Origin of the sequence: Halogranum rubrum (assembly GCF_900114455.1) — an archaeon.
In the GTDB taxonomy this organism is placed as follows: domain Archaea; phylum Halobacteriota; class Halobacteria; order Halobacteriales; family Haloferacaceae; genus Halogranum; species Halogranum rubrum.
This window is the reverse complement of the sequence record NZ_FOTC01000001.1, coordinates 850,007-870,314: the sequence shown is the minus strand read 5'-3', so window position 1 is coordinate 870,314 and position 20,308 is coordinate 850,007. Positions and strand designations below refer to the sequence as shown.

General features: G+C 63.2%; 20 protein-coding genes. 7 read left to right on the top strand and 13 right to left on the bottom strand.

All coding sequences use genetic code 11. The features are described from left to right. Positions 1–74: 74 nt before the first annotated feature. The 3 genes from BM083_RS04160 to tmk form a co-directional block, all read right to left on the bottom strand. Positions 75–692, bottom strand: a complete 618-nt coding sequence (locus BM083_RS04160; protein ID WP_089866074.1) for a class I SAM-dependent methyltransferase — start codon at positions 690–692, stop codon at positions 75–77. A gap of 100 nt (positions 693–792) precedes the next feature. Then, positions 793–2,007 carry a Cdc6/Cdc18 family protein gene (locus tag BM083_RS04155; RefSeq protein WP_009375986.1) on the bottom strand — a complete coding sequence of 405 codons (1,215 nt, stop codon included), beginning with the start codon at positions 2,005–2,007 and terminating at the stop codon, positions 793–795. 1,299 nt (positions 2,008–3,306) lie between these two features. Then, entirely contained in the window at positions 3,307–3,909 is a 603-nt protein-coding gene (gene tmk, locus BM083_RS04150; protein WP_089866071.1) for a dTMP kinase, read from the bottom strand. Between the two features lie 137 nt (positions 3,910–4,046). Between tmk and BM083_RS04145 the strand changes: the two genes are divergently transcribed. The 4 genes from BM083_RS04145 to cofC all read left to right on the top strand — a co-directional run bounded on the left by BM083_RS04145 (position 4,047) and on the right by cofC (position 7,843). Continuing rightward, positions 4,047–4,928, top strand: coding sequence for a complex I NDUFA9 subunit family protein (locus tag BM083_RS04145; protein ID WP_089866067.1), 882 nt, complete (start codon positions 4,047–4,049; stop codon positions 4,926–4,928). A 287-nt stretch (positions 4,929–5,215) separates the two neighbouring features. Further along, the gene (locus tag BM083_RS04140; protein ID WP_009375991.1) at positions 5,216–6,397 is read left to right on the top strand and encodes a tubulin/FtsZ family protein; all 1,182 of its coding nucleotides are present in this window, start codon (positions 5,216–5,218) and stop codon (positions 6,395–6,397) included. After that, positions 6,366–7,160 (top strand): hypothetical protein, encoded by a 795-nt coding sequence (locus BM083_RS04135; RefSeq protein ID WP_089866064.1) that lies wholly within the window; start codon positions 6,366–6,368, stop codon positions 7,158–7,160. The genes BM083_RS04140 and BM083_RS04135 overlap by 32 nt, the downstream gene beginning before the upstream one ends. Positions 7,161–7,204: 44 nt before the next feature. Further along, positions 7,205–7,843 (top strand): 2-phospho-L-lactate guanylyltransferase, encoded by a 639-nt coding sequence (gene cofC / locus BM083_RS04130; RefSeq protein WP_089866059.1) that lies wholly within the window; start codon positions 7,205–7,207, stop codon positions 7,841–7,843. A 250-nt stretch (positions 7,844–8,093) separates the two neighbouring features. Here cofC and BM083_RS04125 read toward each other — a convergent pair whose 3' ends face one another. Both BM083_RS04125 and BM083_RS04120 read right to left on the bottom strand, forming a co-directional pair. Continuing rightward, positions 8,094–8,876, bottom strand: coding sequence for a ferritin-like domain-containing protein (locus BM083_RS04125; RefSeq protein ID WP_245756845.1), 783 nt, complete (start codon positions 8,874–8,876; stop codon positions 8,094–8,096). Positions 8,877–9,083: 207 nt separating this feature from the next. Then, a complete protein-coding gene (locus tag BM083_RS04120) occupies positions 9,084–9,404 on the bottom strand; it encodes an EthD family reductase (protein ID WP_177197534.1) in 321 nt (106 codons plus the stop codon). A gap of 133 nt (positions 9,405–9,537) precedes the next feature. On the opposite strand from BM083_RS04120, the gene cofG reads away from it, so the two are divergent. Together cofG and BM083_RS04110 are read left to right on the top strand one after the other, a co-directional pair. Then, complete coding sequence (gene cofG / locus BM083_RS04115; protein ID WP_089866054.1) at positions 9,538–10,653, top strand: 7,8-didemethyl-8-hydroxy-5-deazariboflavin synthase subunit CofG; 1,116 nt, start codon at positions 9,538–9,540, stop codon at positions 10,651–10,653. 106 nt (positions 10,654–10,759) lie between these two features. Beyond that, positions 10,760–11,662 (top strand): mechanosensitive ion channel family protein, encoded by a 903-nt coding sequence (locus BM083_RS04110; RefSeq protein ID WP_089866052.1) that lies wholly within the window; start codon positions 10,760–10,762, stop codon positions 11,660–11,662. 81 nt (positions 11,663–11,743) lie between these two features. Here the strand turns inward: BM083_RS04110 and BM083_RS04105 are convergent, their stop codons facing one another. From BM083_RS04105 to BM083_RS04080, 6 genes are all read right to left on the bottom strand, one after another. Next, entirely contained in the window at positions 11,744–12,151 is a 408-nt protein-coding gene (locus tag BM083_RS04105; protein WP_089866048.1) for a DUF2391 family protein, read from the bottom strand. Between the two features lie 72 nt (positions 12,152–12,223). Then, positions 12,224–12,772 carry a hypothetical protein gene (locus BM083_RS04100; RefSeq protein ID WP_089866045.1) on the bottom strand — a complete coding sequence of 183 codons (549 nt, stop codon included), beginning with the start codon at positions 12,770–12,772 and terminating at the stop codon, positions 12,224–12,226. 58 nt (positions 12,773–12,830) lie between these two features. Then, positions 12,831–14,225 (bottom strand): 7,8-didemethyl-8-hydroxy-5-deazariboflavin synthase subunit CofH, encoded by a 1,395-nt coding sequence (cofH, locus tag BM083_RS04095; protein ID WP_089866041.1) that lies wholly within the window; start codon positions 14,223–14,225, stop codon positions 12,831–12,833. Positions 14,226–14,287: 62 nt separating this feature from the next. Continuing rightward, on the bottom strand, positions 14,288–14,800 hold the full coding sequence (locus BM083_RS04090; RefSeq protein ID WP_089866038.1) for a hypothetical protein: 513 nt from the start codon (positions 14,798–14,800) through the stop codon (positions 14,288–14,290). Positions 14,801–14,899: 99 nt separating this feature from the next. After that, the gene (locus tag BM083_RS04085) at positions 14,900–15,766 is read right to left on the bottom strand and encodes an ATP-dependent ribose-1-phosphate kinase (RefSeq protein ID WP_089866035.1); all 867 of its coding nucleotides are present in this window, start codon (positions 15,764–15,766) and stop codon (positions 14,900–14,902) included. Positions 15,767–15,872: 106 nt separating this feature from the next. Beyond that, entirely contained in the window at positions 15,873–16,685 is an 813-nt protein-coding gene (locus tag BM083_RS04080) for a DUF63 family protein (protein ID WP_089866031.1), read from the bottom strand. Positions 16,686–16,808: 123 nt separating this feature from the next. Here BM083_RS04080 and deoC point away from each other — a divergent pair, with 123 nt between their 5' ends. After that, positions 16,809–17,447: a deoxyribose-phosphate aldolase gene (gene deoC, locus BM083_RS04075; protein WP_089866028.1), complete on the top strand. Its 639-nt coding sequence runs from the start codon at positions 16,809–16,811 to the stop codon at positions 17,445–17,447. 563 nt (positions 17,448–18,010) lie between these two features. On the opposite strand, the gene BM083_RS04065 is transcribed toward deoC, so the two are convergent. Next, complete coding sequence (locus BM083_RS04065; RefSeq protein WP_143085676.1) at positions 18,011–19,192, bottom strand: outer membrane protein assembly factor BamB family protein; 1,182 nt, start codon at positions 19,190–19,192, stop codon at positions 18,011–18,013. Continuing rightward, a complete protein-coding gene (locus BM083_RS04060) occupies positions 19,189–20,295 on the bottom strand; it encodes an outer membrane protein assembly factor BamB family protein (RefSeq protein WP_089866019.1) in 1,107 nt (368 codons plus the stop codon). Before BM083_RS04060 ends, BM083_RS04065 begins: the two co-directional genes overlap by 4 nt. Between the last annotated feature and the right edge of the window lie 13 nt (positions 20,296–20,308).

Sequence of the window (20,308 nt, the reverse complement as noted above, 5' to 3'; positions counted from 1 at the left end):
GTTCTCACGACCGACACAAATATCTCCGGTGTGCGGTAGTCGTCAGTGTACGCTAAACGCGTGAGACAGCGGTATCAGAGCCCGCGAAATACGCGAACCGTGTCTCGCTTCCCCGGTTCACAGAGCAGTTGGGCGAGACCGATATCCGAGAACACGTCTTTCCAGTTGCGGTGAAAGAGCGGGAAGTCGTCGTTGACGTAACTCACTTCTGCGCCTTTCCGCCCGCGCTGGGGACTGTTACCTTCGTTCTCTGCGGTGATGACGATGTCCGAGGAGACGCGAGCGACTTCTTCGAACACCCACTCGTCGTCGGGGTGAACGTGCTGGAGCGTCTCCACCGAGTAGACGACGTCGAACTTGTCGTCGGGGAACTCCGGGAGTAAGTCTTCGATGGCACCCGCGAGGAACGTTCCCGTCTCGGCCAGTTGCGGGTGGTACTCGGCCATCACCTCGAACGACTCGTCGTTGAGGTCGATGCCGGTGAGGTCCTCGTATCCGTGGTCCAGCAGGTGGGCGAGGTGTCGGCCGGAGCTACAGCCGATTTCGAGAATAGCGGGGTCGTCAGGAGCGAAATGCTCGAACACGGTGACGAGCGTCTCGCTCACCTCGTTCGGGCCGATTTCCGCGTAGTAGGCGGGCGAGAAGTCGCCGGAGCGGTTCGCCCATCCGTGATGGTTGTCGTCCGGGTTCATGGGCGAGAGAAAGAGGTGGGTGAATAAAGGCCCGTGGAGTTGGAGCCGAGAGAGTTGAGAGAGTCGAGGAAAGGACAAATCGAGCGAAGGAAAAACGGCGTTACCGACCGTCGGACTCGATGGCGTCGCAGGCGTCGATAACGATTTCCGGGGCGTCGAGCAGATGCGTCTCCATGTAGCCACCCTCGCCGCGGCCCGCGCCTTTCCGCTTGCGTTCGATGATTTCGAGGAACTCCAGTTCGTGCAGGAGGTCACGCACGCGACGCCACGAGAGGGGGTCAGAGCTGTACTGTTCGGTACAGATTTGGCGGTACAGTTGGTTGACGTCGCTCGATTTGACCGCCCGGTCGTCCATCTGCTGGTCGAGGAGCGCGACGGACTTCAGGACGTAGCGAGAGTGTGGTGGCTGTTCCGCTAGTACCTCGATGAGGTGGTCGCGTTCGGTCTGCACTTGTGCGGCGTCAACGTGACCTTCGCGGACCGTGTCTGCTTGCTCCTCCTGTGCCATTTCACCCGCGGTGCGCAGGATGTCGATTGCCTTCCGCGCGTCGCCGTGTTCCCGGGCGGCGAGGGCGGCGGCGCGGGGGATGACGCCCGGTTCGAGCACGTCGTCTTTGAACGCGCCGTCACGCGCTTCGAGAATCTTCTCGATCTGGTTCGCGTCGTACGGCGGGAAGACGAAGTCACGCTGGCAGAGACTGGAGCGAGCACGCTCGTTCAGTCGGTCCTTGAACCGCGGTTTGTTGCTGATACCGATGATGCCGAGTTTGCAGGACTGAATCTTCTCGGCTTCGGCGGCCCGCGAGAGGTTCATCAGCGCCGAGTTTGGGTCGTCCATCTTGTCGAGTTCGTCGAGGACGACGACGACGACGTCGTACAGATCGTCCATGACGCGCCAGGCACGCTTGTAGCACTCCGACGTGGAGACACCGCTGGCGGGGAACGTCTCGTCCGTGACTTCCTGGTCGTTGATAGTCGACCCGAGCGAGCGGATGACCTGCGACTCCGTGGAGTCTTGAAAGCAGTCGACGTAGGCGACGCCGACGGAGACGTCGTTCTCGGAGGCGGCGGAGACCAATTGGCGAGCCATGAACTTCGAGCAGAGAGACTTGCCCGTCCCCGTCTTCCCGTAGATGAGGACGTTGTTCGGCTTCTGCCCCTCGACGGCCGGTTGCAGACCAGTGGCGAGCGCGTTCAACTGACTCTCCCGGCCGATGATGAGACGCTCGTTGTCGGGGACGTGGTCGATTTGGAGGAGGTCTTTGTTCCGGAAGACCGTCGTGACCCCCTCGAAATAGTTGGAGATATCGCCCATCAGTTCTCTCAGCCTCAGCCGATACTCTTGAGTGTTTATATGCGCCCTTCCGCTGTAACTCGTCTGTTCAATCGTACAGTGGCGTCCGGTACGGGACGTTAGAACGGAAAGACGCGCACTACCCCTGTCGACGTTTCCGCTCTATCGTCGGCGTCTGTGAAGTTACGGTATCGAGTGTGGACGCGCGTGTTTCCGCTCTAAGGAGTGGTGGCGTGAGGGGTGTCGGGTCCGTCTCTGAACACGACAGATGTCCCTCGCTAGGAGCGACGTCGAGTTGGTGATAGTGAACGACGGCGGGTGGTGGCAGGTCGGTGACGACGGGCGAGTGACGGTGAATAAGCGGCGGTAGAAGTGAGCGAGTGCGCGTTTCCGTTGTAAGACCGACGTACGTCTCTCGGTTACATCGAGAGCGTGCGTGCACGTTTCCGCTCTAATCGGAGCGAACAGACCGGTCGGCATGGCACGCCGGGAGTTGGGTGTCGAGCATCCTCGACAGAGACCAACGAGACAGTTCCCGAAAGAGACTCATCCACGCCACTCTCGGCCCGTAGACCACTCTGTTCACTCGTTATCAGTCTCCTCTCGAATTGTACCTTCACCCTCGTTTCCCTACTGGCTTCACTTCATCACTGTCTCATTCTTCTACTCTTTACTCTCTACCTTCTCTTCTCTACTTTCTCTACTAGTCGTACTCTAGTTCTAGTCCATCTGTATTTGTATGATATACTTTTCGAATTTCTTTTCACGCTAGAGACTGAATGCCATCTAGAACAGCGTACGATAAAGTTTTACAGCGGAAACGCCCACCGAAATTGGCTGTTTATATACTCTTTTCCTTGGCCGTTCGAGCTGTCGTCCTCCACTCGCCAGTTACAGCGGAAACCCGCACTCACACTCTCCCTTAACCACGACAGATTACTGTGGTTCTCTTTGACGACGTTGGCACGTCGTCTACTGGTTTCTCGGTGGTTCTCGGCTACGTTTCTCTCTTTTTCTTCTTCTTTTTCAACCGGACCGAAGATGTCGTATACTCACGTCACCCTACCTCGTTGCACTCGTCTCTCGACTTACAGCGGAAACGTGCACTTGGACTCTTCACTCTCGTCTCGACTCGTTGGCGTGCTCGAAAATGCCACCTCACTCTCGCCCGATTTACAGCGGAAACCCGCACTCACACACTCGTACACTCGCACAGTTCGTTCGTTACTCGTTGTCCCTCGTCCATCGACCGTTGCGTTCCCCGATTCCACGCGACTGCTCATCGTGGGATACAGGAGCGCCGAATCGACCGAGGACTCGTTACTCGCCCGACGTGTCGCTGTCGAGTAGCCGTTCGAGCGCCAGTTCCACGGCGTCGATGACTTCTTCGGGTGACTGGGTGGCGTCGATGCGGACGAACCGTTCGGGTTCGGCCTCGATGAGTCGCTCGTAGTTCGAACGGACCTGTGCGAGATAGCCAGCCTGTTCGAACTTGTTGGTCGCACCGCTCCGGGCCGCGGCCGTCTCGGGGTCGATATCGAGGTAGATGGTCGCATCGGGGGAGCGAGAGAAGGCAGTGTGAATCCCTCGGATGTACTCCAGCGGGCGTCTAAGGTCGGAGTCGGTGAGACTCGCCGCCTGATACGCGAACCGCGAGTCGGAGTACCTATCGGAGATGACGAGTTCGCCGTCGTCGAGGGCCGGTCGAACCACGCTGGAGAGATGGTCGGCGTGGTCGGCGGTGAAGAGAAAGAGTGTCGCCAGCGGGTCGGCGTCGTCGTCTTCGATAGCCCGGTTGACGGCGTCACCGTACCACGACTCCGTCGGTTCGTGGGTGAAGACGGCGTCGGGGTAGGTGTCGTGAAGCGCCTCCCAGACAGTCGATTTACCGCTGCCGTCGAGTCCTTCGAGCGTGACAAGCATACGGTGAACACCCGGGGGCGACGGCTTAAACCTTGATAGCCCCCGTCACCGGACACGACCCCTATACCGACCGAAACCGGCAGACTCCGCCGCATCACCGCGGTAGCTTTACGTCCGTTCCCCGAGATATCTTTAGTATGAAAGTTCTGGTCATCGGTGGCAGTGGTTTCATCGGGACGAACCTGAGCCGTGAACTCGTCGACCGGGGCCACGACGTGACGGTTCTCGCGCGCAATCCGGAGGACGACGAACTCCCGGACAGTGTGAAGACCGTCTCCGGCGACGTGACCGACTACGACAGCATCGAAGGCGCGTTCGAAGGGCAGCACGCCGTCATCTTCCTCGTCGCGTTGTCGCCGCTCTTCAAACCGAAAGGTGGCGACCAGAAGCATCTCGAAATCCACCTCGGCGGGACCGAGAACGCGGTCAAAGCCGCCGAAGCACACGACGTGAAGCGGTTTATTCAGATGAGTGCGCTCGGCGCCGACCCCGACGGACCGACGGCGTACATCCGTGCGAAGGGGCAAGCCGAGAACGTCGTGCAGGCGTCGGAGTTGAAGTGGACCATCTTCCGCCCCTCCGTCGTCTTCGGCGAGGGTGGGGAGTTCGTCTCCTTCACGAAGAAACTCGCACCGCCATACGTCACGCCGTTACCGGGCGGCGGGAAGACGCGCTTCCAACCCATCTGGGTCGGTGACCTCGTCCCGATGCTGGCAGATGCACTCGACGACGACGCGCACGTCGGCAAGACCTACGAGGTGGGTGGTCCCGAGAGACTCACACTCGCCGAAGTGGCGAAACTCGCACACGGTGCCGACGGACGGTCCGTGACGGTCGTTCCTGTCCCGATGGGTCTCGCCGGCGTCGGCCTCTCTATCGGGGGGATGCTACCGGGGTTCCCGATGGGTTCAGACCAGTACCGGTCGCTGAAGTTCGACAACACGACGAGCGACAACGACGTCGGCGCGTTCGACCGCGCGGAAGCCGACCTCAAAACGCTCTCGGCCTATCTAAACTAATAAACAAGTTTGCCGTTTTAACTAGCTAATTGCGCCTCAGTCTTGCGATTTTGCCAACTCACACCGTACCCCTAGTAACTGCCTGGTTAGCGCCGACGCTAACCCACAAGAAACGAGAAATAACGCGTGTGACGGGTCTCACATTTCGACCAGTTTTGCAGGCTCCTAAACTCATCGCCGTCTATTGATTTTGAACCCAATATTCAGGACATCAAGACTTTCTCCCATCACAAAATTTATCTTCCCCATCCACTTGGGGTTCACCCAATGACGAGGGGAATACAACAATGAAGCTGGCGATGATCGGATTCGGCCAAGCCGGTGGGAAGATCGTCGACAAGTTCGTCGAGTACGACAAGCGGCACAACTCGGGTATCGTGAAGGCCGCCGTCGCGGTCAACACGGCGAAAGCCGACCTGATGGGACTTTCGCACATCCCCGAGGAGAAGCGAGTTCTCATCGGACAGTCGCGAGTCAAAGGCCACGGCGTCGGTGCCGACAACGAACTCGGTGCCGAAGTCGCCGAGGAAGACGTCGACGAGGTACAGGGCGCAATCGACTCCGTCCCCGTCCACGAAGTCGACGCGTTCCTCGTCGTCTCCGGACTCGGTGGCGGCACTGGCTCCGGCGGCGCACCCGTTCTCGCGAAACACCTGAAACGCATCTACACCGAACCCGTCTACGGTCTCGGCGTCCTGCCAGGTAGCGACGAGGGTGGTATCTACACCCTGAACGCGGCGCGGTCGTTCCAGACGTTCGTCCGCGAGGTGGACAACCTCCTCGTGTTCGACAACGACTCGTGGCGAAAGACCGGCGAGTCGGTCCAAGGCGGCTACGACGAGATCAACGAAGAGATTGTCAAGCGCTTCGGTATCCTCTTCGGGGCCGGTGAGGTCACCGGCGGGGAAGTCGCAGAGAGCGTCGTCGACTCCAGTGAGATCATCAACACGCTCGCCGGCGGCGGTGTCTCTACCGTCGGCTACGCCCGCGAAGAGGTCGAGGAGGTGCAGAACTCCGGTGGACTCCTCTCGCGGTTGACTGGGAGTAAGAAGGAAGACGACGGACTCGACACGGCGCGGACGACGAACCGCATCACGAGTCTCGTCCGGAAGGCGGCACTGGGTCGTCTCACCCTCCCGTGCGAAATCGAGGGTGCAGAGCGTGCGTTGCTCGTCATGGCCGGTCCGCCGGCCTACCTCAATCGAAAAGGGATAGAGCGCGGGCGGAAGTGGCTCGAGGAGCAGACCGGGAGCATGGAAGTCCGTGGTGGCGACTACCCCGTCACCGGGAGTGGGTTCGTCGCAGGTGTCATCCTCCTGTCGGGCGTGACGAACGTCCCCCGCATCAAAGAGCTCCAGCAGGTAGCCATCGAGGCCCAGGAGAACATCGACGAAATCAACGAAGAGAGCGAGACGAATCTCGACAATCTCATCCACGATGACGAGGACGAACTTGAATCACTCTTCTAAACTCCTTGTCGCCTGCCTCGTCCTCCTCACCGCGGTGGCGGCCCCAGCGGCCGCCGTCTCGGTCGCGGATTCGGACGTTCCCGAGGAGGCCGAAGTCGGCAGTCAGGTGAGCGCGACGGTGACGCTGGACGAACTGTACAAGAACCCGCAGTTGGAGTCGTGGACGCTCCAAGGTGAGACGAACCTCACCGACGTCACGTGGACCGTGACGAGCTACGACCAGACCGGGTCGAAACTCGACCAACAGTCCGCAGACGGCACGAACATGTCCGTCGACGTCGCCGCCGAAGACGACGTGAACGAGGTGAAGGTGAAGGTCACGGGGACGGTCCCCAAAGTGGACAACTACAGCTACGACCCCGCCCAACAGTTCCTGCTGATGTCACTGACGCAGGCCCGTGACGGTGGGTCGAGTACAGAACTGGAGACGTGGCGGGCGCACCACTACACGGAAGAGAGTGCGTCGGCCCGTGAGACGCTCGACTCGGCCGCTACGGCCGTCGACAGCGCGAACAGCCAGCAGGCGGAGAAGACCTTCGACAACGCCGTCAGCGCGTACAACAACGCGAACGGTCCTGAGGACTTCGAACTCGCGACCGAACTCGGAAACGAGGCACAGTCGCAGGCCGACTCGGCTAAACAGTCCGACGAGACGATGCAGCTCGCCCTCTACGCGGTGGGCGGTCTGCTCGTCGTCGGTGTCCTCGTCGGCGGTGTCCTCTGGTACCGCTCTCAGCAGGACTCCTACGACAAACTCGGCTGAGTCGAGATACCAACTCCTTATCTTCTACTCTTCGTAGCGCCAGTATGCGCGTCGTCGTCCCCTTCGCCGCCGAGCAGCCGAAGACACGGCTCTCGTCCGTTCTCTCTCCCGACGAGCGCCGAACGTTCGCCCGAGCGATGCTCGACGACGTCCTCGCCGTCGTCCACGACGCGGGCCACGACCCCGTCGTGCTGGCGACGGCCCCGTTCGAAAGTGACTCAACCGGCAACGAGATTCTCCGTGACACACCGGTCGTCGTCGACGACAGGCCACTCTCTCTTGCAGTCAACAGCGTTCTCAGCGAAACCGACGTCCCAGTCGCCGTCGTGATGAGTGACCTCCCGCTCGCGACACGCGAATCGCTGCAGCGGTTGACAGCCGTCGATTCGGAAATCGTCATCGCGCCTGGCCGCGGCGGCGGAACGAACGCACTCGTCGTGCGTCACGCCGACTTCCGCGTGGACTACCACGGCGTCTCGTACCGTGACCATCTCCACGTCGCTCGCGACGTCGGTGCGTCCGTCGAGACGGTCGACTCGTTTCGACTCGCCACGGACGTCGACGAACCCACAGACCTCGTCGAAGTACTGCTCCACAGCGACGGCGACACGACGCAGTGGCTCGTCGACGCTGGCTTCGACCTCGACTCGACCGGCGGTCGTGTCGGCGTCCGGCGCGACTGACGCTCGTGGCGTCCAGATGTGAGAGCCGAGAGCTGAGAGTTAAGAGCTGAGAGTCGAGAACTGAGTGCCGAAAACCGACAGCGGTCGCTGTCTACGGAGTGTTCGACAGCTCGAAAAAGTGCTGGACGGGTCGACCGATGAAGGTAGTGGCTCGCAACCACAGTTGTATGGCGTCGATTCGGCTGTTCGTCGTCGAGCGATGGCCGCCCTCCCAGACGACCGGTTGTCCCCCTTGCCCGGAGTCGTTCGCTCACTCGGAGACGATGAACTGGCTCGCGATTTCGACGACCTCTTCCATCCCCTTCGGCTGGTCGAAGGCGTCCGGGAACGGCGACGCTCCGCTGTAGAGGTTCACCGTTCCGGCGTGGCGTGCTTCGACGCTGTGGATCGAGAGCGCGGCACTGAGAATCTCCTTATTGTCGATTGCTGGTGCGGCACCGGCGTAGGCGGCGACGCCGGTGTTCTCCAGCGCCGACGCCGTCTCGTAGAAGCCGCTGGCGTCCTCGTAGCCGAAGTCGTACTCGGCTGCTTCGACGGGCGTTCCTCCCAACTGCTCGACGACTGCGGTCAGCTGTTCGACGTGTGTGGCCTCGTGTTCGCCGACCGTTCGGACGTAGTCGGGAAGCTTCTCGCGAGCCTCCATACAGAAGCGGTCACAGAGGATGTCGGCGTTCATCAGTTCCTCGTCACTGAAGTCTTCCAGCCCCTGCGCGTAGAACTCTGCTTCGAGGTGTTCGAGCGTCAGCGCGTAGTTCAGGATGTCGAGGTCCGAGGGACCCTCTTTCTCTTCCATCCCGCCGCTCGACCCGTCGCCGTCGCCGGACCCCTCGGACTCTCCGGACTCTCCGGACTCTCCTTCGTGGTCAGCGAGGACGGTTCCCGTCGACCCCACGAGCGATGCGCCGCCGACTGCGGCGGTTCCCGCGAGGAACGTTCGACGCGACGAGAGGTGGTCGCGTGCGGTCTCGGTGATGGTTCGGACGGTCTCGTCGGCTGTCTTGCCGGTCGTGTCGGTGTTGTCGTTCTCAGGCATTGGTGTCGACCGTGCCCCGTGGGACACGATTCAATCGAGTCCGTGACTATCAAAATGCGTTTTCCGAACTGAGACCCAAATTCCTCCGAAGTTGCTGCAAGACAGTCTGGAAATGCAGAATTTGTACAAATAGCTGTTGGCCGATGCCTGCGGAGCGACGGCGCTGATGGAGGTGTGCGCACTGTGTCGAGGGGACGAAGAATCTGGTTACGTCTCGTCGACCTGCACCAACTCTTCGGTGGCCATGGTGAACCCGGCGTCCGGGTCGGCGAAGTTCGGGATGTCTTCGAGTGCTGCTCCGGCCGCCTCCGAGTCCATCCCCTCTCGCATCGCGGCGACGTCGTCGAAGTAGAGTTCGGCGACGGCGTCGTACTCGCTCTTGTCGGGGCTCAACGCGAACGCGACGGTGTACTTCTGGAGGTTCGTGATGTCTTCGGCGATGGGAACGTGTTCGTCGAGGTAGTACTCTTTGAACTCCTCGAAGCTACTGCCCGCTTTCCGTTCGAGCGTGATGACGAGTTTGATCATCGTTCGATGTGGCTTCGGTTGCACCCGTGATAACCGTACCGCGGGCCCGGTCGCTGAAGTCGTCGACGAACCAGTTGCCACCCGACAGTCGCTCGACGGGAGTGCTTTTGCCACTCCAGTGAGGAGCAGTGGTATGTTCCCGGCGGCAGACGAGTACGACATCGACATCCAGTTCTCCGAATCCGACGTCGAGCCGCTGCTGTCGGTTACGCCGGACGACGTCGAGGCGGCCCCCGCACTCACCTTCTCGCGGAACATCTTCCTGCCGCTGACGACGGCCTGCCGCTACACGTGTACGTACTGCACCTACTACGACGTCCCCGGACAGGCGTCGCTCATGTCGCCCGAGCAGGTTCGCCAGCAGCTACAGTTGGGTGCGGACGCTGGCTGTACGGAGGCGTTGTTCACCTTCGGCGACAAGCCCGACGCGCGCTACACCGAGATTCACGACCAACTCGACGAGTGGGGCCACGACTCCATCGTCGACTACCTGTGCGAAGTCTGTGAGATGGCGCTGGAGGTGGGAATCCTCCCGCACAGCAACCCCGGCGACCTCGAAGAATCCGAGTTCGAGCGTCTCCGCGAGGTGAACGCGAGCATGGGCGTGATGCTGGAGACGACGGCGGACGTGGCCGCCCACTCCGGGAACCGCCGAAAGACGCCCGGCCAGCGACTGAACACCATCCGCGCGGCGGGTCGCGCAAGCGTACCGTTCACCACCGGTATCCTCGTCGGCATCGGCGAGGACTGGCGTGACCGCGCCGAGAGCCTCCTCGCCATCCGCGAACTCCACGAACGGTACGGCCACATTCAAGAAGTCATCGTCCAGAACGTCGTCCCGAACGAACGCTCGGACTACGAGAGCCCCTCCTTGGAGACGATGCGCCGTGTCGTCGCCATGGCCCGTGTCTGTCTCCCCGAGGAGATTTCGGTGCAGGTGCCGCCGAACCTCGCGCCCGCGCGAGACCTACTCGACTGCGGTATCGACGACTTAGGCGGTGTCTCGCCGGTGACGGACGACTACATCAACCCCGACTACGAGTGGCCTGCCCTACAAGAACTACACGACATCGCCGACGAGGCGGGCGTTCCGCTCGGTGAACGTCTCCCTGTGTACGACCGATTCCTCCCCGACTCGCCCGACGCGAGCGACGACGACTGGGTGTGGTCGTCGGACCGCATCCGAGCGGCACTCACGGCGGACGACGAGGCGGGCCGCCGCTACCGTTCGCTGGTCGACGGCTGGTAGCCGGGGAACCCGGCAACTTCTTCCGAAACCGGAGGTGTAGGTCGCCGCCGCCCCCGTGTTCAGGCCGGTGCATTCAAGCGACGGGTGTCCTAAGAAGGGGACAGCCATGTCGTCGTCTCTCACACCGGAGAGTGTCGTTCCACTCCAAGTCATCCCCGAACAGGGAGTACTCGTTCAGGAGTTCGTCATCCCGGCGGTCACGTTCCTCGTCGGGTTCATCGCCGTGTTCCTCGTCGGGAAAGTCGTCCTCACGCCGGTCGTAAAGCGCGTCCTCGCCACGCGGGGACACGACCCGAGCGTGCAGAGTCTGGCCGACAGTCTCATGAGCGTCGTCGTCTGGGTGCTGGCGCTGACCATCGCGCTGACGCTCGCCGGATTCGGCGGCTTCATCGCTGCACTCGGCGTCTTCGGCGGGGCCGTCGCCCTCGCCGTCGGGTTCGCCGCACAGGACCTCCTCGGTAACTTCGTCGCCGGCATCTTCATCCTGAAGGACCGCCCGTTCGAGGTGGGCGATTGGATCGAGGTCGGCGACATCACCGGTCGCGTCCAAGACATCGACCTGCGGGTGACGCGACTCAAGACGTTCGACAACGAACTCATCACCGTCCCCAACGGTGACCTCGCCAACAACGCGCTGAAGAACCCGGTCGCCTTCGACAAACTCCGCCAGAAGTTCGTCTTCGGTATCGGCTACGACGACGACATCGACCACGCGAAGGAGGTCATCCTCGACGAAGCGGCCAAACACCCCGACATCCTCGACGACCCAGGGACGTCCATCCGGGTGTCCGAACTCGCCGACTCCTACGTCGGCCTGCAGACGCGATTCTGGATTGCGAACCCGAACCGCGCAGACTTCGTCAAGACGCGTTCGGAACTCGTTCAGGCCGTCAAGGAACGCTGTGACGCCGAGGCAATCGACATGCCGTACCCGCACACGCAACTCACCGGCGGTATCGAAGTCGATGGTCTCAAAGCCGACCAGGCGACGACCACTTCCGACGACTGACCACATCTCGCGAGTCTCGCGTTTCGACTCTCGCCTCTCGTCTTTCGTTTTTTTACACTCGCCAGCGACGGCGACGAGGAGTCAGAACACGCTGTCGGCCGTCGCCGCGCCGACGACGCTGAACACCGACCCGATGCTGACCGCCTTGAACGTCGTCGTCGTGGGCGAACTATCGGTGAACACCGTCGATGCGGAGAAGGCGAACGCGAGGACGACGACGGAGAGATACGAGACGGCGACGAGCGAGACGAACCGTGCGGGGATGCCCGCGACGTGGCCCTCTTCATCGGCGTCTCGGTCCTCGTCCGCGCGGTACAGCGTCCCGTAGCCGATTGCGAGGACGAGACAGACCGTGACCCCGGCTTGGAGCCAGTTCATCGACTTCGCGAGATTCCACACCTCTTCGGTGACGACGAACGGCCCAGCGAGCAGAAAGCCGCCGACGACCTGCTGGGCGAGGTCTTCGAGACTGAAACGTCCGCGGAACATGGCTCGACTTCGAGGGGCCTCCGAAAGGCTCTGACGGCTTGGGGTCACCGCCGGAAGCGACACGGGAGCGACTCAGATGTCGACGTAGTCGGGGACGCGCTTCCGGACCACCGTGTAGACGACGCCGACGACGAGGCCGACGACGGTGAGCGTCCGAACCGTCCCGTCGAAGACGAGAAGGCCGGGCACCGAGAGGACGCCCGCGAGCAGCAGGTCTTCGGGCGCGCCGTCGTACCGAATCCACCGTTTGGGTGCGAGCCATCGGCCACTCGGATGGAGATACACCGCCTGATTCGACGGGTCGGCCCACGGCCGCGGTTCGGGACCGGCGCCGAACCAGTCGACGACGGAGTGAACCGCCGCCGAGAGCGCGAACAGTGCGAGCGCGACGGTGAGGGTGGTCGGTTGGACGGCGGCGACGACGGACACAGGGAGCGCGAAGAGCCAGTAGTAGACCGGAAAGTGGAGGGTTCGGCGGTGTTCGCCGACGAAGAGGTCGAGGTCGGGGAAGATGCCACCCGCGATACCCGCCAGCGCGCCGACGACGGCGAACTCCGGGGCGACGGCGAGCAGTGGGACGGCGAGAACGACACCCATCGCCGTGTGAGTCGGACTCATCATCGGTCGTCACTCGGGGCGGGACGAATTTGGCTCTGTTGGCGGGAAGGAGGTGCCAAAATCAGTCGTCTGCGTGCGCGGAGTCGCTCCCGCCGTCGCGGTGGCCCGTTCGGAGCATCGGCGACCCGTCGGCACGAGGGCCGAGCGTCGGCCCGTGTGGCCCGTCGTCCGGGTCGATTCGGCGGCGCTGTCGGTAGTCGGTCGACCGTTCGACGGCCGGGCGGCCGATGGCCGAAATCATGTCGACGTACTCGTCGAACGTGCGGTACTCGCCGTATTGGCCGCCAGCACGCTTCGTAATCTCCTCGGAGAGGATGGTGCCCATGAAGTCGTCGGCTCCGCAGTTGAGCAGTTTGAGTCCCTTCGCGTTGCCGTACTTCACCCACGACGACTGGACGTGGTCGACGTTGTCGAGGAAGAGCCGTGCCACGGCAATCATCAACTCGTCTTCGTCGTCGCTGGCCCCGCCGTCGACGACGCCGTGTTCGAAGAGCGGCGTGTTCTGGTGGATGAAGGAGAGCGGAACGAACTCGGTGATTCCGCCCGTTCTATCTTGCAGGTCGCGGACGACCTTCAGATGCATCACGCGGTGCATCTCGTTTTCGACGTGGCCGTACATGATGGTCGCCGTCGTGTCGAGACCGGCGGCCATCGCCCCCTCCATCGCCTCGACCCAATCGTTCGTGTCTATCTTTCCGGGGCAGATGACGTCGCGCACTTCGTCGACGAGAATCTCCGCCGCCGTGCCCGGCGCGCTGGCGAGGCCCGCCTCTCTCAACTCTCGGTAGACCGACTCGTAGGACCAGTCGGTGCCGCGCTTGGCGTGGTAGGCCTCTTCGGGCGTCATCGAGTGGAGGTGGACGCCGTCGACGCTCATCGCGTCCATCTGTTCGACGTAGGTGCCGGGGTCGGTCGTGTACTGCTCGGGCGGTTTGTAGTTCAGGTCTCTGTCGCCGTCGTCGACGCCCGTTCGGAGAATCTCGTGATGTTCCTCGTTCAGCGCGAAGGCGGGGTGCAGCCCCGAGACCGAACAGACCTCGTAGATGCCGAAGTCGAGCGCTTCGGTGACGATTTGTCGAGACTCGTCGGGCGTCTTCGTGAACCCGGCGTGTTCTGCCTCGTAGCCGGTCTCGAACTGGTGGGCGGTGTCTTTGAAGTTGCAGAACAGACAGCCGACGTTGCAGGCGGTGGTGACGTTGTTGTTCAGGTTAGCGACGAACGTCACCTCGTCGCCGACTACCTCGGCGCGGCGGCGGTCGGCGGCTTCGAGGACGAGTTCTTTGCGACGCTGGTCGATTCCCTCGCGGTCGGTACCGGTCGTGATGAGTTCGACGCCGTCGGCGACCGTCAATCGCTCGCCCGTGCGGGCCTTCTCGAGTACGTTCTCGAACGACTGGTCCGACTCCGGCACGTGGTCGAAGTCGAGGTCGAGGTCGGTCACAGACGGGTCGGTCATGGCCCGTACTGAGACGCCAATTGCTCAAAAGTGGGTCGGTCCCGGAAACGGAGCCTGAGACTTCAGACCGCGAGCGAGACCAGGCCGGGGCCGACGACGACGAGGACGGCCCCGAACACGAGCGACGAGCGGAGCCACTGCCCGCGAACGGCCGTCGCCTGTTCCTCGTAAATCCGGCCGCCCGCCCGTGGGAGGACGATGTGCGCGAAGAAGCCGTAGATGAACAGGACGACGAGTATCACCGAGACGAGATGCGGGACGAGTCCGATACCCTCCATCCGAACGACGGTGGGGAACAGCGCACTCGACAAGGCGAGGACGGTCGCGTAGAGCGCTCCCGCCAGGACACCGACAGTGTAGTGCGTGACGTTGGCGTCGACGAACCGCACGTCGTCCGGTTCGGTCCGTCGGAGGACCGACGCGGCGATGTACGCCGGCGTGAACCCCTCTGGTTGTCGACTCATCGGGAGAATCATCGCGACGGCCGCGGCCAGTCCAGCGAGTGCACCTGCCGCTATCTGTGTGAGAAACGAAAGCTGTGGCAGTGCCACCTGCACGAGGCTGCCCGGACCCATTACACCGGAACAATCGTCCAGCGCGTATAAGCGTACGGGACTCTCGGTCGGCCAGAGACGCCAAGACGTAGCATAGGTGGCTCGGCGGCGAACAGCAACTCAGTGGCCGAGTAACTCGGCGACGGCCGTCCACGAGACGTCGACGCGAGCACCGGGCGAGCGAGCGGCGAGCGCACCGCAGGCGTTGGCGACGGCCAGCGCCTCGTCGTCGTCGTCGCCCTGCACACGACTGGCGAGGAAACCTGCAGCGAAAGCGTCGCCCGCGCCGGTCGTATCGACCGTCTGGACGGGAAACCCGGGGTGCGTGAGCGTCTCGTCACCGGCACGGACCTCGGCCCCTCGCGGCCCGTGTTTCAACACGACCGTCTCCGCTCCGTGGTCGGTGACGTCGTCGAGCGCCATCGCAGCCTCACGGTCGTTGAGAAAGAGGACGTCCGCGAGTGCCAGCGTCGCGGTGTAGTCACGCTGACCGAGACGACGGCCGGGGTCGAAGCTCACGAGAACACCGGCCTCACGCGCTCGCTCGGCGAGTCGAGCGGCCGTCTCGGGATGTTGACTCGTGAGATGGAGCACGTCGGCGGCCGCGAGCGTCTCGTCTGCGAGATGTCCCGACCGGAACGCTTCGTTCACGCCTGTCTGTCCCAGCACCATCACCTCGCCGTCGCCGTCGACGATGAGGTACTTGACGGCCGTCTCGCCGTCGGTGACGGTCTGGACCGGGTCGCAGTCGACGCCGGTCTGTGCGAGTTCGCGCCGCGTCGCTCGTCCGTGGTCGTCGTCGCCGACGCTCCCGAGCAGTGAGACAGGTATTCCAAGCCCAGCGAGCGCGACGGCGACGTTGGCTGCACTCCCGCCACCCGCGCCGGTCTGGTGTTGAATCGCCGCCTCGCCGTCGGCCACCGGGAGGTGGTCCACCCGAAGCGTGATATCCCAGTTGACGTGACCGGCGCAGATGACACGGGGCATACCCTCCTCTCAGGAGCGGCGTGGTCGTAAAACCACCCCCAATTTCGAGCGACGGCTCGACCGCCCGACGGTCCACTGGCCCACCGACGAGTTCGACCCGACCCAGTCAGGCGATAGAGAACAGGACGAGGTTGTGGACGCCGGGGCCGAAGCCGACGGCAGCGACGAGGCCGAGGAGGAGATAACCCTCGGCGGGTTCCTCGCGGACGTAGTCGACGAGGAGCGTGACGACACCGGCGGCGACGAGCAGTTTGACGAGGACGAACAGCCACGCTCCGCCGATATACGGTGCCGTCGGGAGCGCCTGTCCGAGTTCGATGATGACCCGTGAGAGCGGCGTCCGCTCGCTGAACCCCAGCACTTCGAGACCGACGGCCGTCGAGACGCCGTCGAGTGTGTGACCGAAGAGTGCGAGGACGCCGACACTACCGGTCAGTGCGACTTCGGGACGAACCTGCCGTAAGACGACCCACACGACGCCGGTGAGGACGACGGCGACGACGAGCGCGATAGCGGGCCACGTCACTGCCAGCGACCCTCTGCCTTGTCCGACCAGCAGGGCAGCCACGAGCGATGGGACGAGCGCGAGAAGGCCCGTCGCGGCGAGGACGACGGGAACGGTCTCCGAGTCGGTAAGCGCGTCAGCAGCTAGCCACACCACGCCGACGAGGAGCGCGACGGTGATGTAGACGCTCGGCGTCCCCGCGAGCGGGTCGAGTATCGACGGAAGCGCGTCGACGACGTGAAGAACGTGGAGTACCGACCCGACGGCCATCCACGGTGCGAGTGCGACGACGTGGTCACCGGTCACGGCCGGCCGTCGTGTACGAACGCCGACGGCGACGCCGACGCCGACGACGAGGAGGACGAGGAGATACGGGAGCGGTGGCAGTGCGAACCCCTCCGGAAGAATCTGCATGGGAAAACGCGCGTCGCGTCACAGTGAAAGCCTTACGGGACGCGCGGACCGGCGACAGGGGCCGAGAACGGCGGAGACGGACGGACCGAGGAACCTTTCACGGCCCACTTCATCCCCCCGTGCATGAACAGAGACGAGTTCGCCGCCAGCATCGACCACACCGTCCTCGGGCCGGAGACGACGTTCTCCGACGTGAAGGAGGTCCTCGACGAAGCCGACGAGTACGGCATGAACGCCTGTATCCCACCGTGTTACGTCGCCGAGGCCAGCGAGTACGCTCCCGACGTCACGCTCGCCACCGTCGTCGGCTTCCCGCACGGCCAGAACACGCCCGAGACGAAACGCGAGGAGTCTGTCGACGCGTGGAACGAAGGCGCGGACGAACTCGACGTCGTCATCAACATCGGCCACCTGAAAGCCGGTGACGACGACACCGTCACCGCCGAAATCTCCGAAATCGTCGCCACCGTCCCTATCCCGGTGAAGGTCATCATCGAGACGGCGCTCCTGACCGACGACGAGAAACATCGCGCCTGCAAGGCCGCCGAAAAAGCGGATGCCGACATGGTCAAGACCTCGACTGGCTTCGCCGACGGCGGCGCGACGGTCGAAGACGTCGAACTGATGGCCGAGTACCTGCCCGTCAAAGCGAGCGGCGGCGTCGGAAGCTACGAGGAGGCGATGGCGATGTTCGACGTCGGCGCGGTCCGAATCGGTGCGTCTAGCGGTGTGGACATCGTCGAAGGCTACCCCGAGGAGTAGCCAAGTTCAACAACAGCGTTTGGGCTCAGTACGCACCTCTATCTGGGCTCGGTGCGTGTCTCAGATTCGTGACCACTACTGGACAGTTTCTGTGGAACATTGCCAGCAGTCTACTACCGCTAATCGGTGTCCATCTGGTACCAGTGTACTTTTTCGCGCGATATACACGTCGGGGACGTCCGACCGACCTAAAGTTCGCCGTCTACGGCACTATCTCGACGCATCTGTTCCTCCTGCTGTCTACTCCTGTCGTGTCCAACGCGGTAAACGCGTGGTACCTCTGGGACTTTTTACCGGGACAGTCTCGTTTCGCCGATTACGTCTACGACCAACTATTCGTTCTCGTCCCCCTGTTCGTAATTCTCGCGTACGGGCTGTCTCGTGAGAAACCTGTGCTGTTGGTGTGCTGGTCCGTACTCTTTGGTCTAATCGCCGCCTTCGCTCCGATGGAGTTCTGGTACTGGTATCTCTTCCCGATTGAACTAGGTGCCGTGCTCTACTACGTCAGTCGAACGTGGTCCTCGGGCAAGCCTATCGAAGAACAAACGGTATAGTATACCTCCTCACTCGAAGGCGACGACGTAGTGGTCGTCCTGGTTCTCGCTGACGCCAGCGACGAGTAGACCACCACCGCCAGCGACGTGGCTGACTCCGCCCCCGAACGACCGACTGAATCGACGTTCGCCGACGCGCGCCAGACTGACGCCGACACCGCCGCCCGTCTTCAACCCGTAGAGACTCTTGCCGCCGACGTAGACTGTGTCGTCGACGACGACGGGTGTCTCGTAGCCGTCCTCACCGACCATCGCGGACCACCGCTTGTCGCCGCTCTCGGCGTCGAGGACGCTGAGTCCGACTCCGTCGGTAGCGAAGACTCGACCGTCGGCGACGGCGACGCCGCCCCGTGCGAACCCACCGACGTCGGTCGACCACTGGATTGCGCCCTGGTCCAGCGCGTACAGTCTGCCGTCGTGACACCCGACGTAGCATCGACCCTCGACGACTGCAGGGGTCGCCGTGGAGATACCGGGGAGCGCGACGTGCCAGTAGCCACGGCCACCACTGCCGAACGTGTAGACGTCGCCACCGCTCGTGACGGCGTAGAGGAGTGGTGGGTCCCACGCCAGTGTCGACTCGATACGGCCGAACACCGACGTCTCCCACACCGTCTCGCCGGTCGCCGGGTCGACGGTGTAGACGTTCCCACCCGCGGTTCCGACGGTGATTCCTCGGAGCGTGACCGTCGGTGCGCCGTAGATGGCCTCGAACGCCTCGTCGTCGAACGTACGCTCCCACAGTATCTCGCCCGTCTCCGCGTCGAGTGCGCGGAGTCGCTCGTTCCCGTCGCCGAGGTAGACGACTCCCTCGTGAACCGTCGGCGGTGCCCAGTAAATCGCCCCACGGTTCTCGGGGTCGGCCGACCACTTCACCTCGCCAGACTTGGCGTCGATTGCCAGCACGTCTGCAGCGACCGGTGCGTAGACCGTTCCGTCGGCGACGACGGGTTGTGCGGTCGTTCGATAGCTCTCGACGCGCCAGCGTTCGCTCGGCGAGTCGGTCGGGGCCGTCCCCTGCGGGTTGTAGTTCGTGTTGCGCCCGTCGTGGCCGAAGGTCGGCCAGTCGGTGTCGCCGCCGGCCGCGTCCGCGGCGGCGTCGTAGTCGGTGCCGCCGAGACAGCCTGCGAAACTCGCAATGCCGACACTCGTTGACTTGCCCGCCGCTGCGAGGAACCGTCGTCGGTTCACTGACCCTCGGCCTCCAACGCGACGTACTCGTAGGTGCCTCCCCCCAGTTGGACTCCAGCGTAGAGCGTGTCGCCATCGCGGTCCAGCGAGACGTGCCCGACCGCCCCGCCGAGCGACTGCTCGAACTGCACCCCGCCGAATCGAACGTCGCCGACGCCCGTGCCCCCGTTCGGTTCGACGGCGTGGAGGGCGTCGCCGCCGACGTAGACGGCCTCGTCGCCGACAGCAGGTGCCGAGAGACCGGTCACGAAGTTGTCGCCGTGCTCGACCGACCACCGCTCGTCGCCGGAGGAGAGCCTGATTCCGTGCGTCTCGGCCGTGCTGTTTACGTAAATTCGCTCGTCGTCCGCGGCGAGGCCGTGGGCGAGTCCGGCGTCCGTCGACCACACCTCGCTCCCGTGGTCGTCGAAACAGTAGAGTACGCCGTCCCAACACCCGACGAACACGAGTTGTTCGTGGACGAGGGGCGCGCACTCGACGGTGTCTGGAAGCGACACACGCCACTTACCGGTGCCGTCGTCGGTGTCGAGCGAGTACGCTTCGCCGCTGAGTGTCGTCACGGCTAGTTGGTTCCAGTTGCGTGCGAGACCAGCAACTTCGCCGAACAGTCGCCGTGACCACTCCATCTCGCCGGTGTCGGCGTCGAGTTCGTAGACGTACTCGCCACCGGCGACGTAGAGGTTGCTTCCACTGAGTACCGGCGCGGCGTAGCTCTGGTCCGCCATCTCGAACGCCCACCGCACCGACCGGTCGTCGATGTCGAGCGCTCGGACTACGTTGTCGCCCCCGGCGACGTAGAGGGTGTAGGCGTCCGCGGCGGGAGTGGTGTCGTAATTCAATCGGTCGCCGGGGTTTGTGAGTCGATTGACCGACCACAGACGCTCGCCCGTCTGGCGGTTCAGTGCGAGGACGTCCGAGTGGACAGGAACGAACAGCGTCTCGCCGGAGACGACGGCCTGCGCCGACGCCGGGCCGACCGCCGTCCGCCACTTCTCGGTCAGTTTATCGGCGCTGGCACCGCCGCTACTGTCGGTCGTACAACCTGCAAATGTGGCGCTCGCGGCGCTCCCAATTCCGGCGAGAACCTGTCGTCTGGAGGGCATTTATACCGGGTTT

What these genes read in the sequence shown, in the direction of transcription:
- BM083_RS04160 (WP_089866074.1), bottom strand. Translation starts at nt 692, where the DNA reads ATGAACCCGGACGACAACCATCACGGATGGGCGAACCGCTCCGGCGAC.
- BM083_RS04155 (WP_009375986.1), bottom strand. Translation starts at nt 2,007, where the DNA reads ATGGGCGATATCTCCAACTATTTCGAGGGGGTCACGACGGTCTTCCGG.
- tmk (WP_089866071.1), bottom strand. Translation starts at nt 3,909, where the DNA reads ATGCTTGTCACGCTCGAAGGACTCGACGGCAGCGGTAAATCGACTGTC.
- BM083_RS04145 (WP_089866067.1), top strand. Translation starts at nt 4,047, where the DNA reads ATGAAAGTTCTGGTCATCGGTGGCAGTGGTTTCATCGGGACGAACCTG.
- BM083_RS04140 (WP_009375991.1), top strand. Translation starts at nt 5,216, where the DNA reads ATGAAGCTGGCGATGATCGGATTCGGCCAAGCCGGTGGGAAGATCGTC.
- BM083_RS04135 (WP_089866064.1), top strand. Translation starts at nt 6,366, where the DNA reads ATGACGAGGACGAACTTGAATCACTCTTCTAAACTCCTTGTCGCCTGC.
- cofC (WP_089866059.1), top strand. Translation starts at nt 7,205, where the DNA reads ATGCGCGTCGTCGTCCCCTTCGCCGCCGAGCAGCCGAAGACACGGCTC.
- BM083_RS04125 (WP_245756845.1), bottom strand. Translation starts at nt 8,876, where the DNA reads ATGCCTGAGAACGACAACACCGACACGACCGGCAAGACAGCCGACGAG.
- BM083_RS04120 (WP_177197534.1), bottom strand. Translation starts at nt 9,404, where the DNA reads ATGATCAAACTCGTCATCACGCTCGAACGGAAAGCGGGCAGTAGCTTC.
- cofG (WP_089866054.1), top strand. Translation starts at nt 9,538, where the DNA reads ATGTTCCCGGCGGCAGACGAGTACGACATCGACATCCAGTTCTCCGAA.
- BM083_RS04110 (WP_089866052.1), top strand. Translation starts at nt 10,760, where the DNA reads ATGTCGTCGTCTCTCACACCGGAGAGTGTCGTTCCACTCCAAGTCATC.
- BM083_RS04105 (WP_089866048.1), bottom strand. Translation starts at nt 12,151, where the DNA reads ATGTTCCGCGGACGTTTCAGTCTCGAAGACCTCGCCCAGCAGGTCGTC.
- BM083_RS04100 (WP_089866045.1), bottom strand. Translation starts at nt 12,772, where the DNA reads ATGATGAGTCCGACTCACACGGCGATGGGTGTCGTTCTCGCCGTCCCA.
- cofH (WP_089866041.1), bottom strand. Translation starts at nt 14,225, where the DNA reads ATGACCGACCCGTCTGTGACCGACCTCGACCTCGACTTCGACCACGTG.
- BM083_RS04090 (WP_089866038.1), bottom strand. Translation starts at nt 14,800, where the DNA reads ATGGGTCCGGGCAGCCTCGTGCAGGTGGCACTGCCACAGCTTTCGTTT.
- BM083_RS04085 (WP_089866035.1), bottom strand. Translation starts at nt 15,766, where the DNA reads ATGCCCCGTGTCATCTGCGCCGGTCACGTCAACTGGGATATCACGCTT.
- BM083_RS04080 (WP_089866031.1), bottom strand. Translation starts at nt 16,685, where the DNA reads ATGCAGATTCTTCCGGAGGGGTTCGCACTGCCACCGCTCCCGTATCTC.
- deoC (WP_089866028.1), top strand. Translation starts at nt 16,809, where the DNA reads ATGAACAGAGACGAGTTCGCCGCCAGCATCGACCACACCGTCCTCGGG.
- BM083_RS04060 (WP_089866019.1), bottom strand. Translation starts at nt 20,295, where the DNA reads ATGCCCTCCAGACGACAGGTTCTCGCCGGAATTGGGAGCGCCGCGAGC.